The following is a 22,725-nucleotide window of genomic DNA, read 5'->3' on the forward strand; positions in this document are numbered from 1 at the left end:
TGCCGTTGTCTTTTGGTTATTTTAGATCAAAATTGGCTGAAACTTATACCCGCAGGGGGCATAGTCTTGAAAATTAATCGTAACATTTCGGCATAAACTTTGGTTTTCCATTTATGATGGGTATCGGAGCCTTCACCCCAATTACTCTGTCCATCTTAATTATGACCCAGGGCAATGTGGGACCCGAACCAAAGACCGTTACACCCAAAATACAGAAATTACTAGAAATGGAGGTGAAATGGAGATGAAACTGGAGGACATCTTAAAAGAGAAGAAGCCTGCTATTTTGCAGAAATGGTTTGATGCGATATTGGCGACATATTCTCCCGAGTATGCGGGTCTCTTAAAAGGGCGAAAAAACAGGTTTACAGATCCGGTAGGATATACACTTTATGATGGGATGAATGGTCTTATTGATGGACTCATCAAGGAGGCGCCTTTTGAAGAGATCACGCCTTTTTTGGACGAAATCATCAAGATCAGAGCGGTACAGGATTTTTCTGCTTCCCAAGCCGTAGCCTTTATTTTCGATCTGAGAAGGATCGTCAATGAAGAACTTCAGAATATGAGCGGTCAGAGTAGCGTCATAGATGCTTCGATAATATCTGCGTTTGAGTCAAAATTAGATACCCTTGCACTTATGTCTTTTGATATATACATGGAATCGCGCGAAAAGCTCTATGAACTAAAGGCGAGCGAGGTACGAGATAGGGCCTTCAGGCTGTTGCAGAGGGAATACCAGCTATTAGAGATGCAAGAAAAAGAAAGGTCGGAGTTTATTATCACCGATCTGCCGCGCGGAGAAAATCATTCGCACGGGACGCAAGGGCAAGGCCCAAAAATGGTGAAACAACAAATTTAAAGTAAAGAAAAGAGGTGGATAGAATGGGAGCCTTATTTTCCTTTGTTGTAGTTGTATTGCTTATCCTACTGGCTTATGTTGGCGTTGCAGCTGCCGGTATGCAGTCTTTCTTCGGAATTGTTATACCTTACGTTGCGGTTCTAGTATTCCTCGTTGGAGTCGCTTATCGCGTAATAAAATGGGGAAAGTCACCCGTTCCTTTTGCTATCACTACAACCGGTGGCCAGCAAAAATCCTTTGAATGGATAAAACAAGCTAAACTGGATAATCCCTCCAGTGGCACGGGCGTAGTTGGCAGAATGGCGCTTGAGATACTTCTTTTCCGTTCGCTTTTCAGGAACACTAAAAGCGAATTGAAAGATGGGCGGCTTGCCTATGGTTCCGCCAAGTGGCTGTGGTTGGCGGCGCTAGCATTTCACTGGTCATTCTTAATTGTTCTGCTCCGACACACCAGGTTGTTTATAACACCTGTTCCTTCATTTGTAAGTCTATTTGAGAGCCTCGATGGTTTATTTCAGATCGGCGCCCCAAGGCTTTATTTAACAGGCGTAATATTATTGGTGGCTGTGACGTATCTCCTACTCAGAAGGTTTTATGTACGTCCGGTCCGCTATATTTCCCTTGCAGCTGATTATTTTCCGCTCTTCTTGATCATAGCAGTTGCTTCTACAGGTATTCTTATGAGGTATTTCTTCAAGGTGGATATTGTAAGCGTCAAGGAGTTAACAATGGGTTTGGCAAGCTTTAACCCGACCGTCCCGGCGGGAGTCGGCGCTATATTCTACGTCCACGTATTTCTTGTTAGCACCCTGTTTGCCTACTTCCCGTTCAGCAAACTAATGCATGCGGGCGGCATATACCTCAGCCCCACAAGGAATCTGGCGAATGATAGCCGTGCGGTAAGACACGTTAACCCATGGGATTATCCCGTCAAGGTCCATACATACGATGAGTATGAGGATGAATTCAGAGAGAAAATGATAAAAGCCGGGATACCGGTCGAACATTACCCAGCGCCATCGCCCGAAGAGCTTGAGAAGGAATTCGGGGATCAAGACGCTGGGGTACCAGTAGGAAAGGAGGAGTGAGCATGGCAAAGACTCCAAAACCAGAGGAGCTTTCAAAGATAGATTATAGGCGCCCTAGAACGGGATGGATGGATGATCCTGTCGAATTTAAAGATGGAATGTTTTGCAACGGAACACGGCCCGAATATCTTGAGACTCTTAGTATGCCAAATCCCAGGAAGTGGGCTCCAACGGATGAAGATTGGAAACTACCCGAAAACTGGAAAGAGATAGTCTTAAACGGTATGCAAGAAAGGCTTGAAAAGTACCGTTCCTTTCGTCTTTTCATGGATATCTGTGTGAGATGCGGTGCGTGCGCCGATAAGTGCCAGTTCTACCTTGGTACGGGAGATCCCAAGAATATGCCTGTTCTCAGGGCAGAGCTTATGAGATCTGTGTATAGAAGATATTTCACGACATCAGGCAAATTAATGGGGAAATATGCGGGCGGCAGAGAGCTTACATTAGATGTACTTAAAGAGTGGTGGTATTACTTTTACCAGTGTTCGGAGTGCCGTCGCTGTTCAGTCTTTTGCCCGTACGGTATCGATCAGGCCGAGATCACTATGATCGGCAGGGAGATACTGAATCTGCTTGGTCTAAATACGGACTGGATCGCAGGCCCTGTAGCGAACTGCTATATGAAGGGAAACCACCTTGGGCTTGAGCCTCACACAGTTAAAAGCAATATTGAGTTTATGGTAGATGATATAGAGGAGATAACGGGCATCAGGGTTGATCCGACCTTTAACAGGGAAGGGGCCGAAATCCTCTTTGTTGCGCCTTCCGGCGACTTGTTTGGTGACCCCGGCACATTTACCGCCATGGGTTATATGATGCTCTTCCACGAAATCGGTCTTGACTACACATGGAGCACATTCGCATCTGAGGGTGGAAATTTTGGTTCTTTCACCTCCATGGAGATGGGTAAGAGGCTCAACTATAAGTTATACGCTGAGGCCAAAAGATTGGGTGTAAAATGGATTCTCGGCGGTGAATGTGGCCATATGTGGAGGGTCGTAAATCAGTACATGGACACATGGAATGGACCTGCTGATTTTCTTAAGGCTCCGGTCTCACCTATAACAGGTACCAGATTCGAAAACGCCGCATCCACAAAAATGGTTCATATCGCCGAATTTACCGCTGATCTAATTAAGCATGGCAAGTTAAAGCTTGACCCAAGCCGCAACGACCACCTGAGAGTGACCTACCATGACTCCTGCAATACCGCACGAGGCATGGGGATTCTTGATGAACCGAGATATGTTCTCAACAATGTAGTCAAGCATTTTTACGAGATGCCTGAAGAAACCATCAGAGAAAAGACCTTCTGCTGCGGCAGTGGCTCGGGCTTAAATGCAGGAGAGAATATGGAGCTGAGGATGAGGGGTGGTTTCCCAAGAGCAAATGCGGTTAAGTACGTTCAGCAGCACCACGGCGTGAATATGCTGGCGAACATATGCGCAATTGACAGGGCGGCCCTTCCACCCCTGATGAAGTATTGGGTTCCCGGCGTGGATGTCACGGGTCTTCACGAACTTGTGGCGAATGCTTTGGTAATGAAGGGAGAAAAGGAAAGGACACAAGATTTGCGTCTTGAGGATCTCCCTGAAAAGGAGGGTGCTGAAAATGTATAATGGCGGCAAAATCATCCTCGGAATCTTTGTATTCCTGGCCCTTGCGACATATCCGTTTTATAACAATATCGGGCATGCCAATGCAAGGCCCGAACCGAATACCGACACGCCTGCAATACAGAAACTAGCACAAAAGAAGTGTATCGAACCAACGGCATTTATGAAATCCGAGCATATGCAACTGCTGAACCAGTGGCGCGATGCGGCGGTGCGCGATGGTAATAGAATCTATGTGGCCAGTGACGGCCAGAGATACGATATAAGCCTGCAGAATACATGCATGAAGTGCCATTCAAACAAGAAGGAATTTTGCGATAGTTGTCATAACTATGCGGGTGTAAGCCCCTACTGCTGGGATTGTCATTTGGCACCGAAGGAGGGGAAATAATGAGCATCGATAGAAGAGAATTCCTGAAAATGGTAGGTGCCTCCGCCGTCCTTGCAATGGGCGGGATGGCGATAATGGATGACATTGCGAAGGCTGCCGCTGAAGTGGAGGAGTACATGCCAGCGCCGGGCGCCCTTACAGCAGGGAAGTGGGCTATGGTTGTTGACGTGCGGAAATTTAAGACAAAGGACGATTACGATAGGGTCATAAATTCGTGCAACAGTATCCACAACATCCCGGTTATTGGTGACTCGAAAGACGAGGTTAAATGGATATGGACGGACTCGTTCGAGCATACCTTTCCTGAACAACAGGAGCCAGAGTATATGCAAGAATCTCTGAAGGAAGTGCCCTTCGTTATGTTGTGTAATCACTGTGACAACCCTTCCTGCGTACGGGTTTGTCCGACAAAGGCCACATTTAAGAGGTCGGATGGGATCGTCATGCAGGACATGCACCGCTGCATCGGATGCAGATTCTGCATGGCTGCATGTCCTTACGGCTCAAGGAGCTTTAACTGGAGTGATCCAAGGCCGTTTATCAAGAAGGAGAATCCTGAATATCCAACGAGGACAAAAGGCGTTGTCGAGAAGTGTACGTTCTGCGTGGAAAGACTCGAAAAGGGCCTGCAGCCCGCCTGTGCGGAGGCTTCCAACGGTGCCCTGATATTCGGCGATCTGACAGATTCTAACTCAGAGGTCAGAAAGGCTCTCAAATCAAACTATGCTATCAAGAGAAAGCCCGAGCTTGGGACAGGCCCAAATATCTTTTACATAATAGGAGGTGCTGAGAATGCTTGAGAAGGCGCTATACGGAAGTCGTAACTACTGGGCATGGGTGTTGGCTTTGCTTGCCATTATAGGCGTAGGTGTCTTGTTCTACCTCCGGCAGTTTGGTTATGGTCTGGGGGTAACAGGCATGAGCAGGGATGTCTCGTGGGGTCTCTACATCGGCCAGTTCACCTTCCTCGTGGGCGTCGCAGCCTCTGCCGTTATGCTTGTCATACCGTTTTATCTGCATAACTTTAAGAAGTTCAGTAAGCTGATTATCCTCGGAGAGTTTTTGGCTGTAGCCGCTATTACCATGTGTATGTTATTTATCTTTGTGGATATGGGCCAGCCCACGAGAATTTTGAATCTACCGCTGAACCCAACCCCCAATTCTATGATGTTCTGGGATTTCTTGGTCATGTTCGGCTATCTGACGCTCAACATTACAATTGGTTGGACTACCATGGGTGCCGAGCGGAAAGGATTCCCGCCGCCGGCCTGGGTCAAGCCTCTCATTTATTTGTCGATACCGTGGGCGTTCAGCATTCACACGGTAACGGCCTTCCTGTATGCGGGTTTGCCCGGAAGGGAATACTGGCTTACTGCTATCATGGCAGCGCGCTTTCTCGCTTCTGCATTTGCCGCAGGACCTGCTTTGCTGATAATCCTGGCCATGGTAGTAAGAAAGCTGACCACGTTCGACCCCGGTAAAGAGGCTATCCGGTCAGTCGCAAAAATTGTAGCCTACGCAATGACCGCGAATGTATTTTTCTTGCTACTTGAAATGTTTACCGCCTTCTACAGCAACATACCGGGAGAGAAGCATCCCTTCATCTACCTGTTTGCCGGCCTAGAAGGGCACGGAAAGCTTGTCCCCTTGATGTGGACAAGCGCCATCCTTGCGGTGATAGCCCTCGTGCTTTTGATCAATCCTCGTACGCGGAACAGGGAAAATACCTTGGCAGCGGCCAGCGCCGCAGTATTTGGTTCTTTATGGATAGATAAGGGGTTCGGCTTGACAGTTGGTGGATTTGTGCCCAATCCCTTTGGCGAGATAACGGAATACTGGCCCACGATACCTGAGTCGTTCATAATCCTTGGAGTCTGGGCAATCGGGGCCCTGGTACTTACCATTCTTTACAAGGTGGCTATCGGGGTCAGGGAAGAAAACGCAGGCATAGAAATAGAACATTAAATAGTTCGGTATACAACGATCAAAGGTATATGCGGACCTTGATTTAAGGGACCCCAGGTATCAAAAGACCCGCAATAAGTCTCGGGTAAGTTGATACCTGGGGTCCCTTTTATCTGGTTAGATATAGCTTGCGGACCTGAATATCTCCATAAACTCAGGGTGAACGTTTAGCTCAAGATAAGTAATCTTATCCGCAATTCGTTCGGCTTCCACCATCATCGAACTATCGAGTAGGGTTTTTCGGGCACCAAGTAAAGAACCGTTACCAAGCTGGGTAAAACGTTCTGCCGGTAATCTTGGATAAAGGCCGATCGTCGTCGCAGAATCGACCGAGAGATTAATGCCGAAAGAACCTGCGGTGTAAATGCGCCGGATATCATCGAGCTGTAATCCGACGCTTTTGAGCAGAATCGTAAGCGCCGCAACCATAGCGGCCTTCGTTCTCAGCAAGTTCTGGATATCTTTCTCGGTAATATAGGTCGGCGGAATACCGTTCTTTTCATCACCATCCGTAATTAGGTAGGCGGTGCGGCCGTTTATCGTGCGCCACCGGTCCGTTTTCTTTTCGAGGACGAACCGTCCGGTGCTATCCATCAATCCCGACAGGTAGAGCTGCGCAATGACATCGATCAGCCCTGAGCCGCATAACCCGTAGGCCGGTGATTTTCCTATTGACTTATATGACGGCTCGAGCGTTGCCCGGTCGATTACCACACGCTCGATGGCGCCCGGAGCGGCGCGACGCGCACATTCGGCAACGCCCCCTTCAAGCGCCGGGCCCGCCGAACCTGCCAGCGCTAAAAGCCAATCTTTGTTGCCCAGGATAACTTCTACGTTCGTACCTATATCGAGAAGAAGCGATATCTCTTCGGCCTGCGAGATGCCCGATGCCACGGCGCCGGAAATTAAATCTCCGCCAAAATAGCCGCCCACACTCGGGAAGACATAAACGGTCGCATTAGGCAACACATCCAATCCTAGCTCTTTGGCCGAGAGGCGCGGGACATGGTTTATAGCCGGCGTATACGGTTCGAACCGAATCGGTGAAGGATCGATCCCTAGAAACGTGTGCATCATCGAAGTGTTTCCGGCAACAGTTACCGCTGATATTTGGCTCGACTCAATACCGGCAGAAGCGCAGGTTTTTATAATCAAGCCGTTTATCGTGTCCAAAAGAGCCGCATGAAGTTTATCGACCCCGCCCTGGCCCGCAACGTGGAGGCGTGAAAGTAGATCTTCGCCGAACTGCACCTGGCCGTTGACCTCACCGTCGCTGGCTAGCGTTTTCCCGTTTGTCAGGTCGACCAGCTCTACCGCTACCACCGTGGTCCCAAGATCGACGGCAAGCCCGAAATGCAACCCCGTAGTATCACCGGCCTCGACGGACACCGCATGTAAACGGTCATTATTAACCGCAACTGTGACAGTAATCTTGCCTGCCGATGCACGGATGATCTTTGAGGTCGCCCCCATGATATCCAAAGGCCAGGTTATCTCATTCGCACCGGTCACTTCCCTTAAAACGGCAGCAGCCCGGTCTATGTCCGCTTTGTTGTTGTCCAGTGAGCTACCGGGAACGACGATAAAATACTTTCTGGTTAATGTCATCATTCTACGTTGCATCCTTCGGTTTTAACTGTAGTTTGAAATCGCGGCCCGGCAATCCCAGGGCGAATAAGGCCGCGACGATCGGCAAGAAGCTGACCAGGGTGATTGCTTTCGATAATCCAATCACCGATGCGAGATGACCGGTAGCGCCGGCCCCAAGACCGCCAAGTCCCAGGCCGAATCCCAATGCCAGGCTTGAGGCCACGGCCTTGCTGTTAGGGAATATCTCTTGGGCCGCTACGACCGTTACCGAAAACGGGGCCAGCATCGAAGCGCCCGCCAGCGCCAGCCAGACGGCTTTCAGCGGGCCATTGGTTACCATGAATAACTGCAAAAACGGAACGCTTAACATAAGCGACCCGGCAATTACCGGCTTTCGCCCCAGGCGATCCGATAAGGTGCCGCCGATAAGGCCGCCGATTGCTCCCGAAAACATAAATATAGAGAGATATAAGCTCGCGAGCATTGGAGTATACCCCTGATCGATCAGCAGTTTTGCGAGGAACGTTGAGAAGCTGAAGAAAGCGAACGATCTGAAGGAAACCGTACCAAGCAGGCTAACGAAGGGACCCGGATTTGCACGAACCGCCGCGCTGAAAGATTGCCCGTTGGCGGGGCGATTTGCAGTAAGGGCAGGGGTTTTAAAAAACAACAATACCGAGACCAGTATTCCCGGAATCGCGAGAACCGGCGTAATCGTGAGTCCAAACAAGGTCACAAGCTTAACGGCTACGGGAGGCATTATCGCAATACCGATGTTGCCTCCAAGAACAAAAACCGACATCATCTTGCCGCGCTTCTCGTGCGCAACCGAACCAGCGGTCGATGAGGCGGGAGGATGAAACGCCGCTACCCCAAGACCGCCCATGGCTATGGCAAAAGCGAGCAGGGTATAGCTGTGGATCATTCCAATAGACGACATAAATATTCCGGCGATAAGCGGCCCAAGGAAGACGAATAAACGACCCCCAACTCGATCTGTTAAGAATCCAAATGCCAGTTGGGATAGAGAAGACGTGACAGAAAATATGGCGGCAAGCCATCCGGCCTCAGAAATATTTAAACCCAGCACGGGGATTATGAAGGGCAGAAGCGGTGGAAAAAGATTCATGTAAGAGTCGTTTACAGCGTGGCTTCCGGTAAGCAGGGCGATAGTCGTATTGCTTGTGTGACCCGGCCGAACTCTCGATTGTTCAAAATCTGCAGTTTCAACGTTCTCGCTTAAATCCAATACCATTCCTCTCTGCGATGTTCAGGTAATACATAGTAGTATAGGTAGACTATTAAATCTTGTCCATGTTACAAATAAATAAGCTGATAGTTTCTTGGCTATATAAAAAAGGAGAACAAATACGTGCAGTTGCCGCGAATTGTTATCTCGGCTCCGCACAGGAGTTCGGGGAAAACAACTTTAAGCATAGGGTTATGTGCTGCTTTAACGAAAGCGGGTTATGTAGTGCAGCCGTTTAAGAAAGGGCCGGACTATATCGACCCTATGTGGCTATCGGCTGCGACGGGTAGGGAGTGCCGCAACCTCGATCTCTTTATGATCGGCGAGGACAACATAAAGCGCTCGCTGCAGAACGGCGGAGCGGGAGCGGACATCAACATCGTTGAGGGAAACATGGGTCTCTATGATGGGATGGAGGTAGACGGCAAAGGAAGCACGGCTGACCTAGCCCGGCTTATAAAAGCCCCGGTTATCCTCATTATCGATACCAGCAATATGACTAGAAGCATCGCCCCGCTCATCCTGGGCTTTAAAAACTTCGAGACTGACGTAAACATAGCGGGAGTCGTCCTGAATAGAGTATCCGGACCTCGTCATGAATCAAAGCTGCGGGCTGCGATCGAGCGTTACTGCGATGTCGAAGTGGTCGGCGCTATCCCACGGTCGTCCGAGATAGGAATTATCCAACGACACCTGGGTCTCAAACCCGCGAAGGAAGATGAAGCCGCTATGGCTACAATAACCTCGATCGGTTCGCTTATCGAGCGTCACACCGATCTTACTAAGCTTATGCAGATAGCTAAAGCAAGCCCATCGCTTGATAAAGAAATAACAAGCGCGGTCGTTAAGCCGGCGTCGACGGTAAAACTCGGCATAGCCCGCGATCCGGCATTTACGTTTTATTACCCCGAAAATATCGATGCGCTTGAAGCGGCGGGAGCGGAGTTGGTTCCATTCAGCCCGATGTTTGACGAGCGCCTGCCGGATAATCTCAACGGCCTGTATATCGGCGGGGGATTTCCAGAGGTGTTCATGGCCGAGCTAGAGAAGAACCGCTCCATGCGCGAAGAGATAAGGCAAGCGGTCGAATCCGGCATGCCGGTTTACGCGGAATGCGGCGGCCTGATGTATCTCGCTCGCGGTATCTCATGGGAGGGCGTTACAAGAGAGATGGTCGGCGGCATCCCCTGCGATGTTCTTATGCACGAAAAACCAAAAGGTCACGGATACATAAAGCTTAATACTACCGGTGATAGCTGGATGGATGCGCCTTATGAGATCACGGGCCACGAATTTCACTACTCCGAAGTCGTCAACCTGGGCGATGTAAAATTCGCGTACAGACTGTCACGCGGGAAAGGGCTGGATGGCAGGAATGATGGCATCGTGTATAGAAATACGTTAGCATCATATGCCCATCTGCATAGCCTGGGCGCACCTCAATGGGCGGAAGAGTTCGTTGCTTTTGTAAAACACGTAGAATTTAACCTTTGATCTACCCTGCGCAGAAGAAAAACGACAGGTAAAACAATTTAAAAACGGCCTTCATCTATGAAGCAAAAACTTGAAATATTATTCGTTACGGTATTGACAAAAGGTCGTGTAATTGTTAAGCTCAACGTAACATTTGGTACATACTCTTTTCCGAGAACAGTTACAAATTAACAGCCGCTCTTTAAGAAAGCTATTAGACAAGAGAAAACAAAATATTAACAAGGAGGTAAAGACATGAGTTTCGAACTAGACGGCAAGGTTTACGAAACGGACGATGACGGTTACCTAACTAACCTCGACGAATGGAATGAAGGGGTAGCCAACTACATTGCAACGCAAGAAGGCGTTGAGATGACAGAGGCGCACTGGGAGGTTGTTAACTTTCTACGCGACTACTACCAGGAATACAAAATCGCTCCTATGATCAAGATCTTGATCAAAGAAATGAAAAAGATGTTCGGTCCTGAGAAGGGCAGCAATGCTTACCTTTATCAGCTCTATCCAGCAGGCCCTGCGCTTCAGGCTTGTAAGATCGCCGGACTTCCAAAACCGACGGGTTGCGTGTAAGAAATATATTTTCACTTCTATTGTAGAAGGATTGCAGAAGACCGACCGTGGGCTAAGAGTGGTCGGTCTCTGACTAAGAGGGCTCATACCTTACGAGGTATGAGCAGCAAAGGGCACGCCTTTAGCAGGTATTAGGTTTTAGCTTGCAAAAGATAATCCTATTACTCCGGAAAGCTTTTTCCTAATTTTAGGTTACATGGAAAACATAGCAGGTAAATCTTTTGCGTTTATGTTATGTAACAATAGTAGCATATTATTAGAAAGCCTTAGGGGTACCGGCTAAAGGCGAGCGGGCTTTATTAATCAATCCGTGGGACAACGGCTCCTTAAACAAAAAGGGAAGAGAAAATGGACGGTATATCGTTGTTTTATAGTGTTTTTACATACTTGGCTTTTGCTATTTTTCTTATGGGTTCTATGACCAAGATATGGAAGTATGCAGTAACGCAGACCCCATTGAAAATTCCTCTTACCTCTGCTCCGGTGGGTGGCACCGGGGTTGTCTACACTGGATACGCAATTCATCTTGGCCTTGCGCTTGCTTTAATAAAACATTTAAGGTTCTTTTTCGCAACAACCAACGCTGCGCTTAACTGGTTCACCACATTTGAGGTTTATGCGGGCTTTGAAAGGATAGCGTAAGATGGCCGATATTACCATTAAGTCCACGGAAACCCCAGAACAGTTAAAACAAGAACAGGTTAAAGAAAGACATAAATGTTATAAGAGTAATCGGTGAAAGAATCCTGCTTATCTTAGCGGGAGAGTTTTTGCCGATACCGCTATTTAAAAGAGCACAAGCCGGAAGTTACAGAGTTACTAGAGTTTTCAAAGGTAGTTACACCAGTATAGAGAAACTAGTCAGTACGTAGACCGAAAGGTTAGCGCAACAAAGAAAAGGAGGCTAAGTAAATGTCAGACGAGCTAAAGACTCCACTCTTGGACGAGTTGGAAAAAGGAGCATGGCCAAGCTTTATTACGGACTTAAAAGGCATGGCCGGAAAATCGCCGATGGTCAAAGACTTGTTACGTCAGCTCGAGAAGTCGTACCGTGACAAAAGAGGTTACTGGAAACACGGCGGCTTGGTAGGCGTTATGGGGTACGGCGGAGGTGTTATCGGGAGGTATTCGGCATTGCCGGAGGAGTTCCCTGGTGTCTCTCACTTCCACACGGTTAGAATTAACCAAACCTCTGGTTGGTTCTACACATCAAAAGCCCTTAACGAGCTTATGGATATTTGGGATGAGCACGGTTCGGGTCTTCTCAATATGCACGGCTCAACGGGCGATCTAGTTATGCTCGGAACGGTTTCAGATGAGCTTGAGCCTACGTTTAGGGCCGCTACCGAGAAGGGTTGGGATCTTGGGGGTTCCGGTTCAGACCTTAGAACCCCAAGCTGTTGTGTAGGCCCGGCAAGGTGCGAGAACGCATGTTTCGATACCTTGGCGTTCACCTATGATGTTACACATAAATATCAGGATGAGCTGCACAGGCCGATGTTCAACTATAAGTATAAAATCAAAGCGTCTGGTTGCCCGAATGATTGTACCGCTGCTATAGCGCGTTCGGACATGGGCGTTATCGGTATCTGGAAAGACGATATCCGGATTGACCAGGCAGAGTTTGCAAAATACGTAGATTCTGGATTCAACGTTCAGGAATTCGTAGTAGAAAAATGCCCGACCGGTTGCATAAGCGTAGAGGGCAAAGAGATTAAGATCGATAACAGCAATTGTGTAAAGTGCATGCACTGCATCAACACAATGTCGAAAGCTCTTCGTGTCGGTACAGAGAAAGGCGTAGCCATCACACTCGGTGCCAAGGCCCCGATCGTTGACGGTGCACTGTTCGGTTCGGTTATGGTACCTTTCATGCCAATGGAAGCTCCATTTGAAGAATTCCACGATCTTCTAGAGAGAATCTGGGAGTTCTGGGATGAGCACGGCAAGAACAGAGAGAGAATCGGTGAGTGCATAGAGCGTATAGGTCTTGCTACCTTCATCGAGGGCGTTGGGCTCGACCCGGTGCCGCAAATGGTCAAGCAGCCTAGAGACAATCCGTACATCTTCTACGAGGAATACTACGAGGAAGAGAAATAGGCTAGCAATAGTAAGCACTATTGCTTAAGAGATTAAAACTTTGTATAGGAGGTAGAATACATGTCGACTACGACACAGAGAAAAACGGATATAGGCCCACCGAGTTATGAGCAATTCTTGCATCCGATTATCAAAGCCAACTACGGCACATGGAAATTCCATGAGACATTGGACGCAGGCATACTTGTTCACGTCGCGGAATCAGGGGACGCTATATATACGGTTCGCGCAGCATCACCGAGGTTGATCAGCACGAACTTTGTAAGAAAAATGACCGAGCTTGCTGATAAGTACGCTGATGGATACCTAAGGTTTACCAGTAGGAACAATATCGAGTTCCTGCTCGCAAACAAGGACAATATCGCTCCTTTGAAAAAGGATCTTGAGGATTACGGCACGCTCGTCGGCGGTACGAACAATGCGATATCGAACATTGTCCACACGCAAGGCTGGGTACATTGCCACTCATCGGCAACCGATGCTTCAGGTCTTGTCAAAGTTGTTATGGACGAGTTGCACGAGTACTTCACCTCGATGAAGTTACCGCATAAGCTAAGAATCGCTGTTGCATGTTGCTTGAACATGTGCGGCGCCGTCCACGCATCAGACATCGCTATCCTTGGCGTACACAGGACGCCACCGAGGATCGACCACAACTTGTTGCCGAACCTCTGCGAGATTCCGACGACCGTTGCATCGTGCCCGAACAACGCGATCAGGCCGACATCGATCGAGGGAAGAGCAACTGTTAAAGTTGACGAGGATAAGTGCATGTACTGCGGTAACTGCTACACGGTCTGCCCGGCGATGCCGATTTCCGACGCCCTGAACGACGGTGTGTCGATCTGGGTCGGAGGCAAAATATCGAACGCCAGGACAGAGCCGATGTTTACAAAATTGGCTATTCCATATATCCCGAACAACCCGCCGCGGTGGCCGGAGGTTACCGATGCGGTCAAGAACATCGTGGAAGTTTACGCCAAGAACGCTAAACCTTACGAGCGTATGGGCGAGTGGATTAACAGGATAGGCTGGCCGAAGTTCTTCGATTTGACAGGTATTGAGTTTACAAAATACCACATCGACGACTTCAGGCATGCCGGTACGACCTACAGAAGGTCGCTACAGAATAGATATTAGGAGGAGTGTAACATGGCTGGAGAAATTACTGTCGAGCAAGTTGCGGAGGATATGTACAATCTGGTTGCCGAGAGCGCAGGACAGAAGAAGCTAAAAGCAACCGACCTTACGAAAGCGATGATCGCAAAGTATGGTGACAAAGTATCCAAGCAGGATTGTAAGGACGCAATCAAGCAACTTATTGACTCCGGCCGGTGTATCTATGGTTACTTTGGCGGAAGTTCAATCGAGCTTCCCCATACAGAGGGCTCCGCTAACTAATAAGCTAGGGTAAATAAGTAATCACGATATTCGCTTAGGCGTAAACACACCGGTAAAAGGAGAAGGGCTTTCACTAAGCTGCCTTAAACGGCGGTGTGGTGACGCCTGAGAGCAAAAGGAGGGAAATATGGCGGTAGTACTAAAAACAAGGAAGCGGCCAGTAGGCGCGGTTAGTTATAGCCATTCGGGCGACGACGCGTATCTAAGGCCGGCGTACAACGAAAAAACTCCGCCTTGCAAGAACGCCTGTCCTAGTAGCAATGCCATACGGTCGTTTCTGACATCGATCGCTCAGACTGAGTACTATGGGAGAAGCTACGAGGAATCGTACGAACAGGCATGGAGAATACTGACGGATACGAATCCGTTGCCGGCTGTTCTTGGAAGAGTCTGCCCGCATTTTTGCGAGGGCGACTGTAATAGAAAAGAAAAAGACGAGGCCGTTTCGATAAATCAGATCGAACGATTCCTCGGAGATTTCGGAATCCAAAACAACCTGCAGCATCAGAAGATAACAGATGAGACTCGCTCAGAGAAGATCGCTGTTATAGGTTCTGGTCCGGCCGGACTCTCTGCCGCGTTCCAGCTTGCAAGACGAGGTTATCCGGTAACGATATTCGAAGCGTTCGATAAATCGGGCGGTATGTTGAGGTACGGTATCCCAACATACAGGCTTCCCGATGATATTATCGACGCCGAGGTTGCGAAGATAGAAGCGCTCGGTGTTGAGATCAAGTACAACACCAAAGTCGGCAAAGACATCTCTGTCGACGACTTGAAAAAAGAATACAAAGCGATATTCGTTGGAATCGGTGCGCATGTAGGCTGGAAGGTAGGCGTTCCGGGTGAGGACGCAGAAGGCGTGATGAACGCCGTAGAGTTCTTGCACAAAGCCAATGCGGGCGAGAGCATGGATCTTAAGGGCAAAAAAGTGCTAGTCATCGGCGGCGGTAACAGCGCAGTTGATGCAGCGAGGGTTGCCCTAAGGCTCGGAGCAACAGCACAGGTCGTTTATCGTAGGACAAAAGAGGAAATGCCAGCGCTTGACGAAGAAGTCAAAGATACCGAGGATGAAGGAATTCATATCGAGTTTCTCGCTGCGCCGGTTGAAGTAATCAGCGATGGCGGCAAGGTCACAGGGCTCAAGTGCCAGAAGATGGAGCTTGGCGAGCCGGATGCGAGCGGTCGTAGAAGGCCTGTACCGGTCGAGGGCTCGGAATATGTCATCGACGCGGATATGGTTATCCCGGCTATCGGCCAGGGTCCGGATTTTGCGGGTCTCGAGAGCTTTAACGAGAACGGCTGGATTACCACGCAGAGTGCGTTCGGTCAGACAAGCGATGCAGCAGTGTTTGCAGGCGGCGATGTCACCAACAAACTCGGTACGGTAACCGAAGCGGTCGGCCTCGGCCACAATGCGGCGAGGGCTATCGATGCTTTCGTTAAGGGCGAGGATATGCCGAAGGTGTATCCGCCGAAAGTGGTAAAGTACTCGACGATGGCGATGACCTATTACACGGGTCTGCCGCGTGCAGAGAAGCAGCACATGGCTGTTTCAAACCGCACAAGCAACTTTGACGAGGTCGTTTCAACTCTCGTCAATGAGGCGGCAATCGAAGAGACAAAACGCTGCTTAAGCTGCGGTATGTGCTTCGACTGCGGCAACTGCTACAACTTCTGCACCTACAGCGTCTTTAAGAAGACGCCGGAGAAGCACGAGTTCGAAGCACGCTACAAGATGAACCTTGATATCTGTGTAGGCTGCAAGAAGTGCGCCGAAGAGTGCCCTTGCAACTACATCGACATGACATAGTGAGGCTATTCGTTTAGCCACATTCATACTCCAAAGACCCGCCTCTAATGCGATAAAGAGCAAAGAGGCGGGTCTTTATATGATCGTATGATGAAAAACAATCAACGTGGTTTAGCGGGGGTAGTTGAAAATCAAAGCGTTCTGCCTCTTTGTGCTAAACTTTAACCATGGTCTTAAAAATCATTCTTGTCATTGTCATAGTCGGCGGGTTAATCCTGCTGACAAAATGGACGGATAAAAGAGGCTGGACGACCTTCTATAGGGAGGGCGCAGGCGGCGCGATGTTGTCGAGCGCTTTGTCGGCCTACGACCAAATATTATTTCAAGAGAAAAAAGCTGCGGTTGAGTATCAAAAAGAAGAGAAAACCGAGCAGCAAGAATCGGGCGACACTCACTAACTCTTCCAAGAATACGATGCTCTTATCTGATCACACGACCCCTGACTTGGGTATGACACGAATATAGTGGTAAACAAGAAAAAGCGATCAAAGTAGGGATGCGTGAGAGAGCTGAGATCACAGATCGATATAAATACGTCCGCTGAAACAGTGTGGCAAATCCTTATCGATTTTCCTGCGTATCCGACCTGGAATCCATTTATACGTCGAATCAGCGGAAAAGCGGAAGTTGGGGAGCGGCTTAAAGTATACCTGCAGCCTCCTAGAGCAAGGGGTATGGAATTTCGACCCACCGTCCTTAGCGTTGTATCTAACCGTGAGCTTCGATGGTTGGGAAAGCTATGGATAAAGGGCTTATTTGATGGTGAGCACAGCTTCACCATCGAGCAGCTTGACGAGAACCACGTTCGGCTCACTCAGCAGGAACAATTCTCAGGCTTACTCGTCCCTTTCACTGGCGGCATTTTAAGAGAAACGCTGCGTGGCTTCGAAGAGATGAATCGTGCACTAAAGGAGAGAGCAGAGCGACGTTCTGGCGGCTAAGGCCGCCAATTGTCCAATCAGGGTATTTTTAACCAATCTATTTTAGGTCGCCTTGCCAGCCCATTGATTTCGCAATTGTTGGCAGCTCAGGTAACCTAACACCTTTGGGGCCCACGATTTGGATAAAGCGACCATTTTCATACCAGGCGAGGCTCGAACCATCCACCGAATCAGCCCCATGGCCTTTGAACCCTCGAACCGTTAGGTTGCTGGACATCGAGCCCGATTCTGCATGGTAGACTACGTAGATATCGCCCTGATACCGCAGGTACAGTATTCGGTTCTCCTCAACGTATATACCTATTAGCTTGCGATCATTCGCTTTTGCGGTGAAGGGGACATCGTAGCCCAACAGTTCTTGAGCTTCTGCAACACTCTCAACTTTTACCGAATGTTGCTCTATGTCTTGTTGTAGTTCACTTTCCCCACTCCTTATTAATAAGGGATAAGTGTCATAGCGGGAGGAAAAGGGCTGCGTTTGGTACTTTGTAGATTCAGCTATCTCGATCAAATCAGTTAGCTTTATTCCTGGGCCTATAAGTGAGTACATAACGCCGCCTTCCCACCAGGCAAGGCTACCTGGATTATGGTGCTTACCAAACAGACCTTCTGTGATATTTGGATTTGATCCACAAGCGGGGTTTCCATGTATCTTGATAAGGTTTGAGAAACGATTCTTTGGTTGATTTACCACTTGCTTGAAGTGCTCCAGCTGCCCTTTTTCTGTAGAGGGCTCAGGATAAGCCGAGAACACAAGGCCGCCTTCATAGGTTGCCTTGATACTACGGTCTTTCAGCGATGGTCTTTCAAGATATTTATAACGCCGCGTGATGCAAGGATTGTGGCGTATTCGTTTGTTATATTATAATAATATAGATTACAGTCCACTGGCTCCCTTATTTGTTTTTGCCTGCCCCGGAAGGATATATATCCGAGCTTATCGTTCTTGAGCCTGAGCGCAACAAAGGCATCGGCCGAATGCTCTTAGGAAAAGCTAAGGAATTAGCGGTGGCACATGGATGCTCGCGGCTGATGCTTAATAATGGGCGACACAGGGAATCGTATGAACGGAGTTTCTATGCGAAAACCGGCTGGAAAGAGCGCGAAGAAATGGTAAATTTCATTCTTCCGTTGAAGAATTCGTAAAGCGCTTTTGGGTAAACACTAGTGGGGTAATCATGCGCTGAGTGATTGCAAGCACATCCAAATACTATTTTCGATGGTCCTTATAGTAAATGCTCTAGGGAGATTAGCAAGGGTGCCAAGATGATGCGAAGGTTAAGCATTACCCGCAAGCTCATAGTTATTTACTTTATTATAGCCATACCGCTCATGGCGATTATTACTGCAACATATTATAGCTGGTACCGTGGAAGGGTCGATAGGGCGCTGCTGGAGCGAACCGAGATAGCCCAACTAACCGGCACGAGCTTCGCTCTTTTTATTATAGACCTGGGTAAAATGATGAATCCGGTTGGACGAGCAATCGTCGATAATCAGTATCCATCGGCAAAAGCGGCAATTGCCCTTAGCGAGCTAACTTCAAACTATCCCCTTGATCATGCGGTTTTCATGGACTCATCCGGTCGGGTTATTTCGTCTACCGATAGCAGGATTTTGGGCCAGAACCTATCAAAGCATCCGGCTATTGCGGCGGTTATTCTCGATAAAAAGCAAACCAGCATCGAGCCGGCCGAGCGTCACGAAAATAAAATCGGCTTTCATGTGACCCGAGCTATTGAAAGCGGTGGGCGGCTTCAGGGCATCGTCGCTGCATTTGTTAACGTGGCTAGTCTAAATAGCGCATTACCGGCACCGGTCATAACCGGGGGAGCGAATATCATCGATTCCAACGGACGCCTTATTTATCAAAGTGAGTTTCATAATCTTCCGTTAACCATGCCGTCTTGGGGCCGCTACGGTTTTGTTAAGAGAGCCTTATCTGGGAAAAGTGCAACAGCCACCGACTTTGTCTTCCCATCTACCGGGAGGGTAAGCCTTGTAGCCGAGGTTCCCATCAGCGGTCTTGGCTGGGCCGCGGGGTCTTCTATTGACAGCAATAGGGCGCTGCTCCACGTCAGGCGAACCGCAATAGAATCGGCCGTTGCGGCGACCGTATTTTTACTGCTTGCTCTTGCGATAAGCATCAACATAGCCCGCGGCATCGTCGGCTCGCTTTCAGTGCTTGTAGCAAGAGCAAGGGCGGTAGGGGAAGGTAATTTTGATGAGCCGGTTGAGGTTAGCACAGGGGATGAGATCGAAGACGTTGCCACTTCACTGGATATGGCAAGAGTTAATCTGAAGCAAAAAGTGGAAGAACTTCGCAGGGCGCGCGATGAATTGGAGAAAAGGGTAGAAGAGCGCACGGCGGAACTAGCGGGGCTTACCAGCAGAATGCAGTCATTGCTCGACTCGACGGACGAAGGTATCCTTGGAATAGACCCTGAATACCGGGGCACGTTGTTTAACAGTTCGGCATCAAGGATGACTGGATTCGAGCCTGATGAGGTCATGGGGAAAATCGTGCATGATTTAATTCACTATAAACGCAGCGATGGCTCCTCATATCCAATAAACGAATGCCCAATTATCAATACCACAAAGACCGGCAAAGGAGTCCGCATTGATACCGAGGTATTCTGGCGAAAAGACGGGACGTCCTTTCCAGTCGAATACTCAGCGTATCCGATCCTCGAAAATGGGCTCATCAAAGGTGCCGTTATCGCCTTTACCGAGATTACAAGACGTAAACGGACAGAAGCGCTAAGCAACGCCCTTGATGATATCAACGCTTCCATAACCTCAACCCTTGACTTTAACATGATCCTTCAGACCATCGGAACCGAGGCGACAGAAGCGATAGGCGCCGAGACCACGGTAATCGTTATGCGTGAAGATTCCTACTGGGTTCCCCGGTATGTTCACGGGTTGCCCCTAGACCTGGTTGGAAAACGATACACGGATGAAGAGACGATTGCTGCATCGTTAATAGCAAGATATAGAAAAACTATTGCCATTCCCGACGCCTACACAGATGAACGAATCAATAATGCTGAGATAAAGCGTCTTGGGATTCGCTCCCTGATCGGTGTTCCCTTGGTAGTAAAAGATAGTGTAATCGGGATTCTTTATTTTGAGTACCGGTCGAGACAGGTTAGCTTTGACGATGCCCAGATCGATTTTATAACAAAGCTGGGAACTTCAGTTTCTCTTGCCCTAGAAAACGCGCGCCTGTACGGGGTGGAGAGAACTATCGCTGATACGTTACAAGAGGCGCTGCTTATATTACCAGGGAATTTGGAATATTGGATAGGGCGACGGGAACTCTTACCTACTGCAATGCAGGGCATCCACCGCCCGTCATAAAGAGGGGAACATCCGAACCTCTACTCCTAGCAGCCAATTCACCGGTTATAGGTGCTTTTCCTTACCTTAATTTCGAGGAGGAGCAGACTGTGTTAGAGAAAGACAACGTTTTAGTCCTGTATACCGATGGCGTGATCGAGGCGAGGTGCGATGGAGGGTTCTTTGGCGAGGAGCGGCTCATAAAAAGAATAAAAGATATGGGGCCGATATCGGCAACGCAATTACCTCAGCCGATATTTAAAGCGGTTATCGAATATACCCAAAATAAATTATCCGATGACCTAGCCATCCTTGCAGTTTCATTAAGGCCCGGGTAAGGACAGCTATACAAACATTGGCAAGGCTCAATTTCGAAATATAAGAACAATCAAAACTCTCGGCCGATGAAGTACTCGCGGGCTTCATCAAAACTACTAAACACTAAGAAACCATAAGTACGTTTTAGCCGCTCACATACCGCTTGTTGGCTTTCAGATGGGCAAGCCAGGACAACAGAGCCGCCAAGTTTTGCGACCCGGCTATGCACCTCACCAAGGTAATCAAGGGCGTTCTCGTTTAATGTTTCAAGACTACCGAATTCAAGAATAAGTTTTAGCCTGTTGTTTCTGATAAGCGCATTGAGCATTTCTTTCATCAGCACGATGTCCTCTTCATCGTAGGTTCCCGAGAAGAGCACGGTCGTGATGCTTTTTTGCTCTGTAATCTCGATTCTGAGCCTTCTTTCTTCTGCCATGGGCATCCTCTCTGTCATGCTTCAAGCAATGAAATCTATCTTCACAGTCATATACTTATTTCCGTTTAACCAGTTGGATATTCATGTTCGCCCGGAATCAAACGAATCGTAGAGTTTACTGCTGTTTTCCTTCGACTGCGCACAGAAGAACTGCTGCAGCTATTCCCAGGCGCCTATCCAGGAGCCCTTGGGTGTCCTGTGCAAAATCGAGCGTTATTTTCATAACGAACGGGTTGAAATTCTGCTGGAAGGTGCAGACCGGTGTGCCATTGACATCCCCATGATATTTCTGCGGGATCAAATTGACCAGGAAACGACGAATTAAAGCTAGAACTAAGCTATCTTCCTTTATAAAACCTATCTCTTGGTCGTTGGCATCCATAAAGAGCCACTCATCTATGAACATAGACTTGAGACCTTTTCTTTTCAATACGCCGACCTTTTCGTTCGTCGCCGGATCGATTACATCGTAGGCCGAGGAGACATCGAGGATTTTGCGGGCTTTGATAGTAAGAACCTCGGTTTGCATGCTCTCGTCGGCGTAAAGTCGAATGTCCTCTCTTAGCTTGAAGGCTTTCATCTTTGAGTAGAAGGCCAGTTGGTTGTTTGAATCGTAGATATGAAAAGCCCCTCCGAATAGTTTAAAAACTTTTTTGCGAACCAGGTATTTTGTATCCTGAAATGCGGTTGCCACGGGCTTAGAATCGGTGGCAGTGTAATCAATTGCTTCGTTCGTCATAAACTTGTTCTCCTCCTTATTGATCATAAACTTGGTGTCATAAAGTATTTGCCGACGGTTACCTAAGAAGCGTTATCAGCTGTTAGAATAATGACAATCGGTGATAAACATGGCTCACCGCAAGGCTACTACTATATCGAACCAAGCAAAAGCTTACTTTAGAAGATTAGGAGGCGAAGTACTACAAAGTACTCATTGCCATGCACAAAATCACACTGCGCCTATCAAAAGTCGGTTATAATAGAGACTTAAGACCTATAGATGTTTGCTTTACTGTAAGTAGTAATCATCGTAATCATCGTAATCATCTAATAGTATAATGCTTAATAAATCTATGCTTAAACAGTCTATGCTACGCAAGCCAATTGCGCTATATGATCGACGCTATTAACAAAATCAGTTACCAGACTTGGAGGCGGCAATGAAGGAAGAGCTGATCGATTTAGGTAAAGAAGTGCCAGAAGCGGAAGCCGAGCAGATAATAGAGGAAACCCTCGAAAAATATGAGAAGTATGTAAACCCCGGTTTTGCGCGTCTTATGAGGTTTCTCGGGACTACGGTCGAGGTAAAGACCGAAGGGCCGTATATGTATGATATCAAAGGACACAAATATGTGGATTTTTTAAGCGGCCACGGTGTCTATAACCTCGGGTATTGCCATCCCAAGGTGGTCAAAGCGGTTGAAGAGCAGCTTAAGATGATCGCTCAGACCAGCGCCCGCACCATCATGAACAAGCCGATGGCCGATCTCTGCGAGCGGCTCGCCAAAATCACCCCCGGGGATTTGACCTACTCGTTTATCGGCAACAG

The 22,725-nt window shown here is 48.4% G+C and carries 24 protein-coding genes; 19 read left to right on the forward strand and 5 right to left on the reverse strand.

The features are described 5' to 3' along the window. Window positions 1-238 precede the first annotated feature (238 nt). The 6 genes from ACYC56_RS00595 to dsrP are packed head-to-tail and all read left to right on the forward strand — an operon-like array spanning window position 239 to window position 5,922. Window positions 239-862 (forward strand): RsbRD N-terminal domain-containing protein, encoded by a 624-nt coding sequence (locus ACYC56_RS00595; protein ID WP_461372230.1) that lies wholly within the window; start codon window positions 239-241, stop codon window positions 860-862. A gap of 23 nt (window positions 863-885) precedes the next feature. Then, window positions 886-1,950: a sulfate reduction electron transfer complex DsrMKJOP subunit DsrM gene (dsrM, locus tag ACYC56_RS00600; RefSeq protein WP_461372231.1), complete on the forward strand. Its 1,065-nt coding sequence runs from the start codon at window positions 886-888 to the stop codon at window positions 1,948-1,950. Window positions 1,951-1,952: 2 nt separating this feature from the next. Further along, window positions 1,953-3,569 (forward strand): sulfate reduction electron transfer complex DsrMKJOP subunit DsrK, encoded by a 1,617-nt coding sequence (gene dsrK, locus ACYC56_RS00605; protein ID WP_461372232.1) that lies wholly within the window; start codon window positions 1,953-1,955, stop codon window positions 3,567-3,569. Continuing rightward, window positions 3,562-3,957: a sulfate reduction electron transfer complex DsrMKJOP subunit DsrJ gene (gene dsrJ, locus ACYC56_RS00610; protein ID WP_461372233.1), complete on the forward strand. Its 396-nt coding sequence runs from the start codon at window positions 3,562-3,564 to the stop codon at window positions 3,955-3,957. The genes dsrK and dsrJ overlap by 8 nt, the downstream gene beginning before the upstream one ends. Further along, window positions 3,957-4,757 (forward strand): sulfate reduction electron transfer complex DsrMKJOP subunit DsrO, encoded by an 801-nt coding sequence (dsrO, locus tag ACYC56_RS00615; protein WP_461372234.1) that lies wholly within the window; start codon window positions 3,957-3,959, stop codon window positions 4,755-4,757. The genes dsrJ and dsrO overlap by 1 nt, the downstream gene beginning before the upstream one ends. Continuing rightward, window positions 4,750-5,922: a sulfate reduction electron transfer complex DsrMKJOP subunit DsrP gene (gene dsrP, locus ACYC56_RS00620; protein ID WP_461372235.1), complete on the forward strand. Its 1,173-nt coding sequence runs from the start codon at window positions 4,750-4,752 to the stop codon at window positions 5,920-5,922. The genes dsrO and dsrP overlap by 8 nt, the downstream gene beginning before the upstream one ends. A 117-nt stretch (window positions 5,923-6,039) precedes the next feature. On the opposite strand, the gene ACYC56_RS00625 is transcribed toward dsrP, so the two are convergent. Then, window positions 6,040-7,533, reverse strand: coding sequence for an ASKHA domain-containing protein (locus tag ACYC56_RS00625; RefSeq protein WP_461372236.1), 1,494 nt, complete (start codon window positions 7,531-7,533; stop codon window positions 6,040-6,042). Between the two features lies 1 nt (window position 7,534). Continuing rightward, a complete protein-coding gene (locus ACYC56_RS00630; RefSeq protein WP_461372237.1) occupies window positions 7,535-8,761 on the reverse strand; it encodes an MFS transporter in 1,227 nt (408 codons plus the stop codon). 123 nt (window positions 8,762-8,884) lie between these two features. Here ACYC56_RS00630 and ACYC56_RS00635 point away from each other — a divergent pair, with 123 nt between their 5' ends. The 9 genes from ACYC56_RS00635 (at window position 8,885) to ACYC56_RS00675 (ending at window position 17,077) form a co-directional block, all read left to right on the forward strand. Next, window positions 8,885-10,255: a cobyrinate a,c-diamide synthase gene (locus tag ACYC56_RS00635; RefSeq protein ID WP_461372238.1), complete on the forward strand. Its 1,371-nt coding sequence runs from the start codon at window positions 8,885-8,887 to the stop codon at window positions 10,253-10,255. A gap of 234 nt (window positions 10,256-10,489) precedes the next feature. After that, window positions 10,490-10,822: a TusE/DsrC/DsvC family sulfur relay protein gene (locus tag ACYC56_RS00640; protein ID WP_461372239.1), complete on the forward strand. Its 333-nt coding sequence runs from the start codon at window positions 10,490-10,492 to the stop codon at window positions 10,820-10,822. A gap of 348 nt (window positions 10,823-11,170) precedes the next feature. Next, window positions 11,171-11,464 (forward strand): hypothetical protein, encoded by a 294-nt coding sequence (locus ACYC56_RS00645; RefSeq protein WP_461372240.1) that lies wholly within the window; start codon window positions 11,171-11,173, stop codon window positions 11,462-11,464. Between the two features lie 270 nt (window positions 11,465-11,734). Next, on the forward strand, window positions 11,735-12,922 hold the full coding sequence (dsrA, locus tag ACYC56_RS00650; RefSeq protein WP_461372241.1) for a dissimilatory-type sulfite reductase subunit alpha: 1,188 nt from the start codon (window positions 11,735-11,737) through the stop codon (window positions 12,920-12,922). 60 nt (window positions 12,923-12,982) lie between these two features. Beyond that, the gene (gene dsrB, locus ACYC56_RS00655) at window positions 12,983-14,062 is read left to right on the forward strand and encodes a dissimilatory-type sulfite reductase subunit beta (RefSeq protein ID WP_461372242.1); all 1,080 of its coding nucleotides are present in this window, start codon (window positions 12,983-12,985) and stop codon (window positions 14,060-14,062) included. 12 nt (window positions 14,063-14,074) lie between these two features. Continuing rightward, window positions 14,075-14,323 (forward strand): hypothetical protein, encoded by a 249-nt coding sequence (locus ACYC56_RS00660; protein WP_461372243.1) that lies wholly within the window; start codon window positions 14,075-14,077, stop codon window positions 14,321-14,323. A 127-nt stretch (window positions 14,324-14,450) separates the two neighbouring features. Continuing rightward, a complete protein-coding gene (locus tag ACYC56_RS00665; RefSeq protein WP_461372244.1) occupies window positions 14,451-16,136 on the forward strand; it encodes an NAD(P)-binding protein in 1,686 nt (561 codons plus the stop codon). A gap of 167 nt (window positions 16,137-16,303) precedes the next feature. After that, on the forward strand, window positions 16,304-16,534 hold the full coding sequence (locus tag ACYC56_RS00670) for a hypothetical protein (RefSeq protein WP_461372245.1): 231 nt from the start codon (window positions 16,304-16,306) through the stop codon (window positions 16,532-16,534). Between the two features lie 102 nt (window positions 16,535-16,636). Then, entirely contained in the window at window positions 16,637-17,077 is a 441-nt protein-coding gene (locus ACYC56_RS00675; RefSeq protein WP_461372246.1) for an SRPBCC family protein, read from the forward strand. A gap of 37 nt (window positions 17,078-17,114) precedes the next feature. Here ACYC56_RS00675 and ACYC56_RS00680 read toward each other — a convergent pair whose 3' ends face one another. Beyond that, entirely contained in the window at window positions 17,115-17,831 is a 717-nt protein-coding gene (locus tag ACYC56_RS00680) for a hypothetical protein (protein ID WP_461372247.1), read from the reverse strand. Window positions 17,832-17,977: 146 nt separating this feature from the next. On the opposite strand from ACYC56_RS00680, the gene ACYC56_RS00685 reads away from it, so the two are divergent. The 3 genes from ACYC56_RS00685 to ACYC56_RS00695 all read left to right on the forward strand — a co-directional run bounded on the left by ACYC56_RS00685 (window position 17,978) and on the right by ACYC56_RS00695 (window position 20,760). Further along, complete coding sequence (locus ACYC56_RS00685; RefSeq protein WP_461372248.1) at window positions 17,978-18,223, forward strand: GNAT family N-acetyltransferase; 246 nt, start codon at window positions 17,978-17,980, stop codon at window positions 18,221-18,223. A gap of 120 nt (window positions 18,224-18,343) precedes the next feature. Continuing rightward, window positions 18,344-20,443 carry a PAS domain S-box protein gene (locus ACYC56_RS00690; protein WP_461372249.1) on the forward strand — a complete coding sequence of 700 codons (2,100 nt, stop codon included), beginning with the start codon at window positions 18,344-18,346 and terminating at the stop codon, window positions 20,441-20,443. After that, complete coding sequence (locus tag ACYC56_RS00695; protein WP_461372250.1) at window positions 20,383-20,760, forward strand: PP2C family protein-serine/threonine phosphatase; 378 nt, start codon at window positions 20,383-20,385, stop codon at window positions 20,758-20,760. Before ACYC56_RS00690 ends, ACYC56_RS00695 begins: the two co-directional genes overlap by 61 nt. A gap of 50 nt (window positions 20,761-20,810) precedes the next feature. Here the strand turns inward: ACYC56_RS00695 and ACYC56_RS00700 are convergent, their stop codons facing one another. Together ACYC56_RS00700 and ACYC56_RS00705 are read right to left on the reverse strand one after the other, a co-directional pair. Then, complete coding sequence (locus tag ACYC56_RS00700) at window positions 20,811-21,176, reverse strand: STAS domain-containing protein (RefSeq protein WP_461372251.1); 366 nt, start codon at window positions 21,174-21,176, stop codon at window positions 20,811-20,813. 115 nt (window positions 21,177-21,291) lie between these two features. Next, a complete protein-coding gene (locus ACYC56_RS00705; protein ID WP_461372252.1) occupies window positions 21,292-21,915 on the reverse strand; it encodes an LURP-one-related/scramblase family protein in 624 nt (207 codons plus the stop codon). Window positions 21,916-22,336: 421 nt separating this feature from the next. Here ACYC56_RS00705 and ACYC56_RS00710 point away from each other — a divergent pair. Then, window positions 22,337-22,725: aminotransferase class III-fold pyridoxal phosphate-dependent enzyme (locus tag ACYC56_RS00710; RefSeq protein WP_461372253.1), on the forward strand; the 389-nt coding region annotated here is incomplete at its 3' end.

This window comes from Candidatus Aquicultor sp., assembly GCF_054640775.1.

Excerpts from the sequence above, each read along its gene's own strand:
- ACYC56_RS00595 (WP_461372230.1), top strand. The coding sequence starts at position 239 with ATGGAGATGAAACTGGAGGACATCTTAAAAGAGAAGAAGCCTGCTATT.
- dsrM (WP_461372231.1), top strand. The coding sequence starts at position 886 with ATGGGAGCCTTATTTTCCTTTGTTGTAGTTGTATTGCTTATCCTACTG.
- dsrK (WP_461372232.1), top strand. The coding sequence starts at position 1,953 with ATGGCAAAGACTCCAAAACCAGAGGAGCTTTCAAAGATAGATTATAGG.
- dsrJ (WP_461372233.1), top strand. The coding sequence starts at position 3,562 with ATGTATAATGGCGGCAAAATCATCCTCGGAATCTTTGTATTCCTGGCC.
- dsrO (WP_461372234.1), top strand. The coding sequence starts at position 3,957 with ATGAGCATCGATAGAAGAGAATTCCTGAAAATGGTAGGTGCCTCCGCC.
- dsrP (WP_461372235.1), top strand. The coding sequence starts at position 4,750 with ATGCTTGAGAAGGCGCTATACGGAAGTCGTAACTACTGGGCATGGGTG.
- ACYC56_RS00625 (WP_461372236.1), bottom strand. The coding sequence starts at position 7,533 with ATGATGACATTAACCAGAAAGTATTTTATCGTCGTTCCCGGTAGCTCA.
- ACYC56_RS00640 (WP_461372239.1), top strand. The coding sequence starts at position 10,490 with ATGAGTTTCGAACTAGACGGCAAGGTTTACGAAACGGACGATGACGGT.
- ACYC56_RS00645 (WP_461372240.1), top strand. The coding sequence starts at position 11,171 with ATGGACGGTATATCGTTGTTTTATAGTGTTTTTACATACTTGGCTTTT.
- dsrA (WP_461372241.1), top strand. The coding sequence starts at position 11,735 with ATGTCAGACGAGCTAAAGACTCCACTCTTGGACGAGTTGGAAAAAGGA.
- dsrB (WP_461372242.1), top strand. The coding sequence starts at position 12,983 with ATGTCGACTACGACACAGAGAAAAACGGATATAGGCCCACCGAGTTAT.
- ACYC56_RS00660 (WP_461372243.1), top strand. The coding sequence starts at position 14,075 with ATGGCTGGAGAAATTACTGTCGAGCAAGTTGCGGAGGATATGTACAAT.
- ACYC56_RS00665 (WP_461372244.1), top strand. The coding sequence starts at position 14,451 with ATGGCGGTAGTACTAAAAACAAGGAAGCGGCCAGTAGGCGCGGTTAGT.
- ACYC56_RS00670 (WP_461372245.1), top strand. The coding sequence starts at position 16,304 with ATGGTCTTAAAAATCATTCTTGTCATTGTCATAGTCGGCGGGTTAATC.
- ACYC56_RS00690 (WP_461372249.1), top strand. The coding sequence starts at position 18,344 with ATGATGCGAAGGTTAAGCATTACCCGCAAGCTCATAGTTATTTACTTT.
- ACYC56_RS00700 (WP_461372251.1), bottom strand. The coding sequence starts at position 21,176 with ATGGCAGAAGAAAGAAGGCTCAGAATCGAGATTACAGAGCAAAAAAGC.
- ACYC56_RS00705 (WP_461372252.1), bottom strand. The coding sequence starts at position 21,915 with ATGACGAACGAAGCAATTGATTACACTGCCACCGATTCTAAGCCCGTG.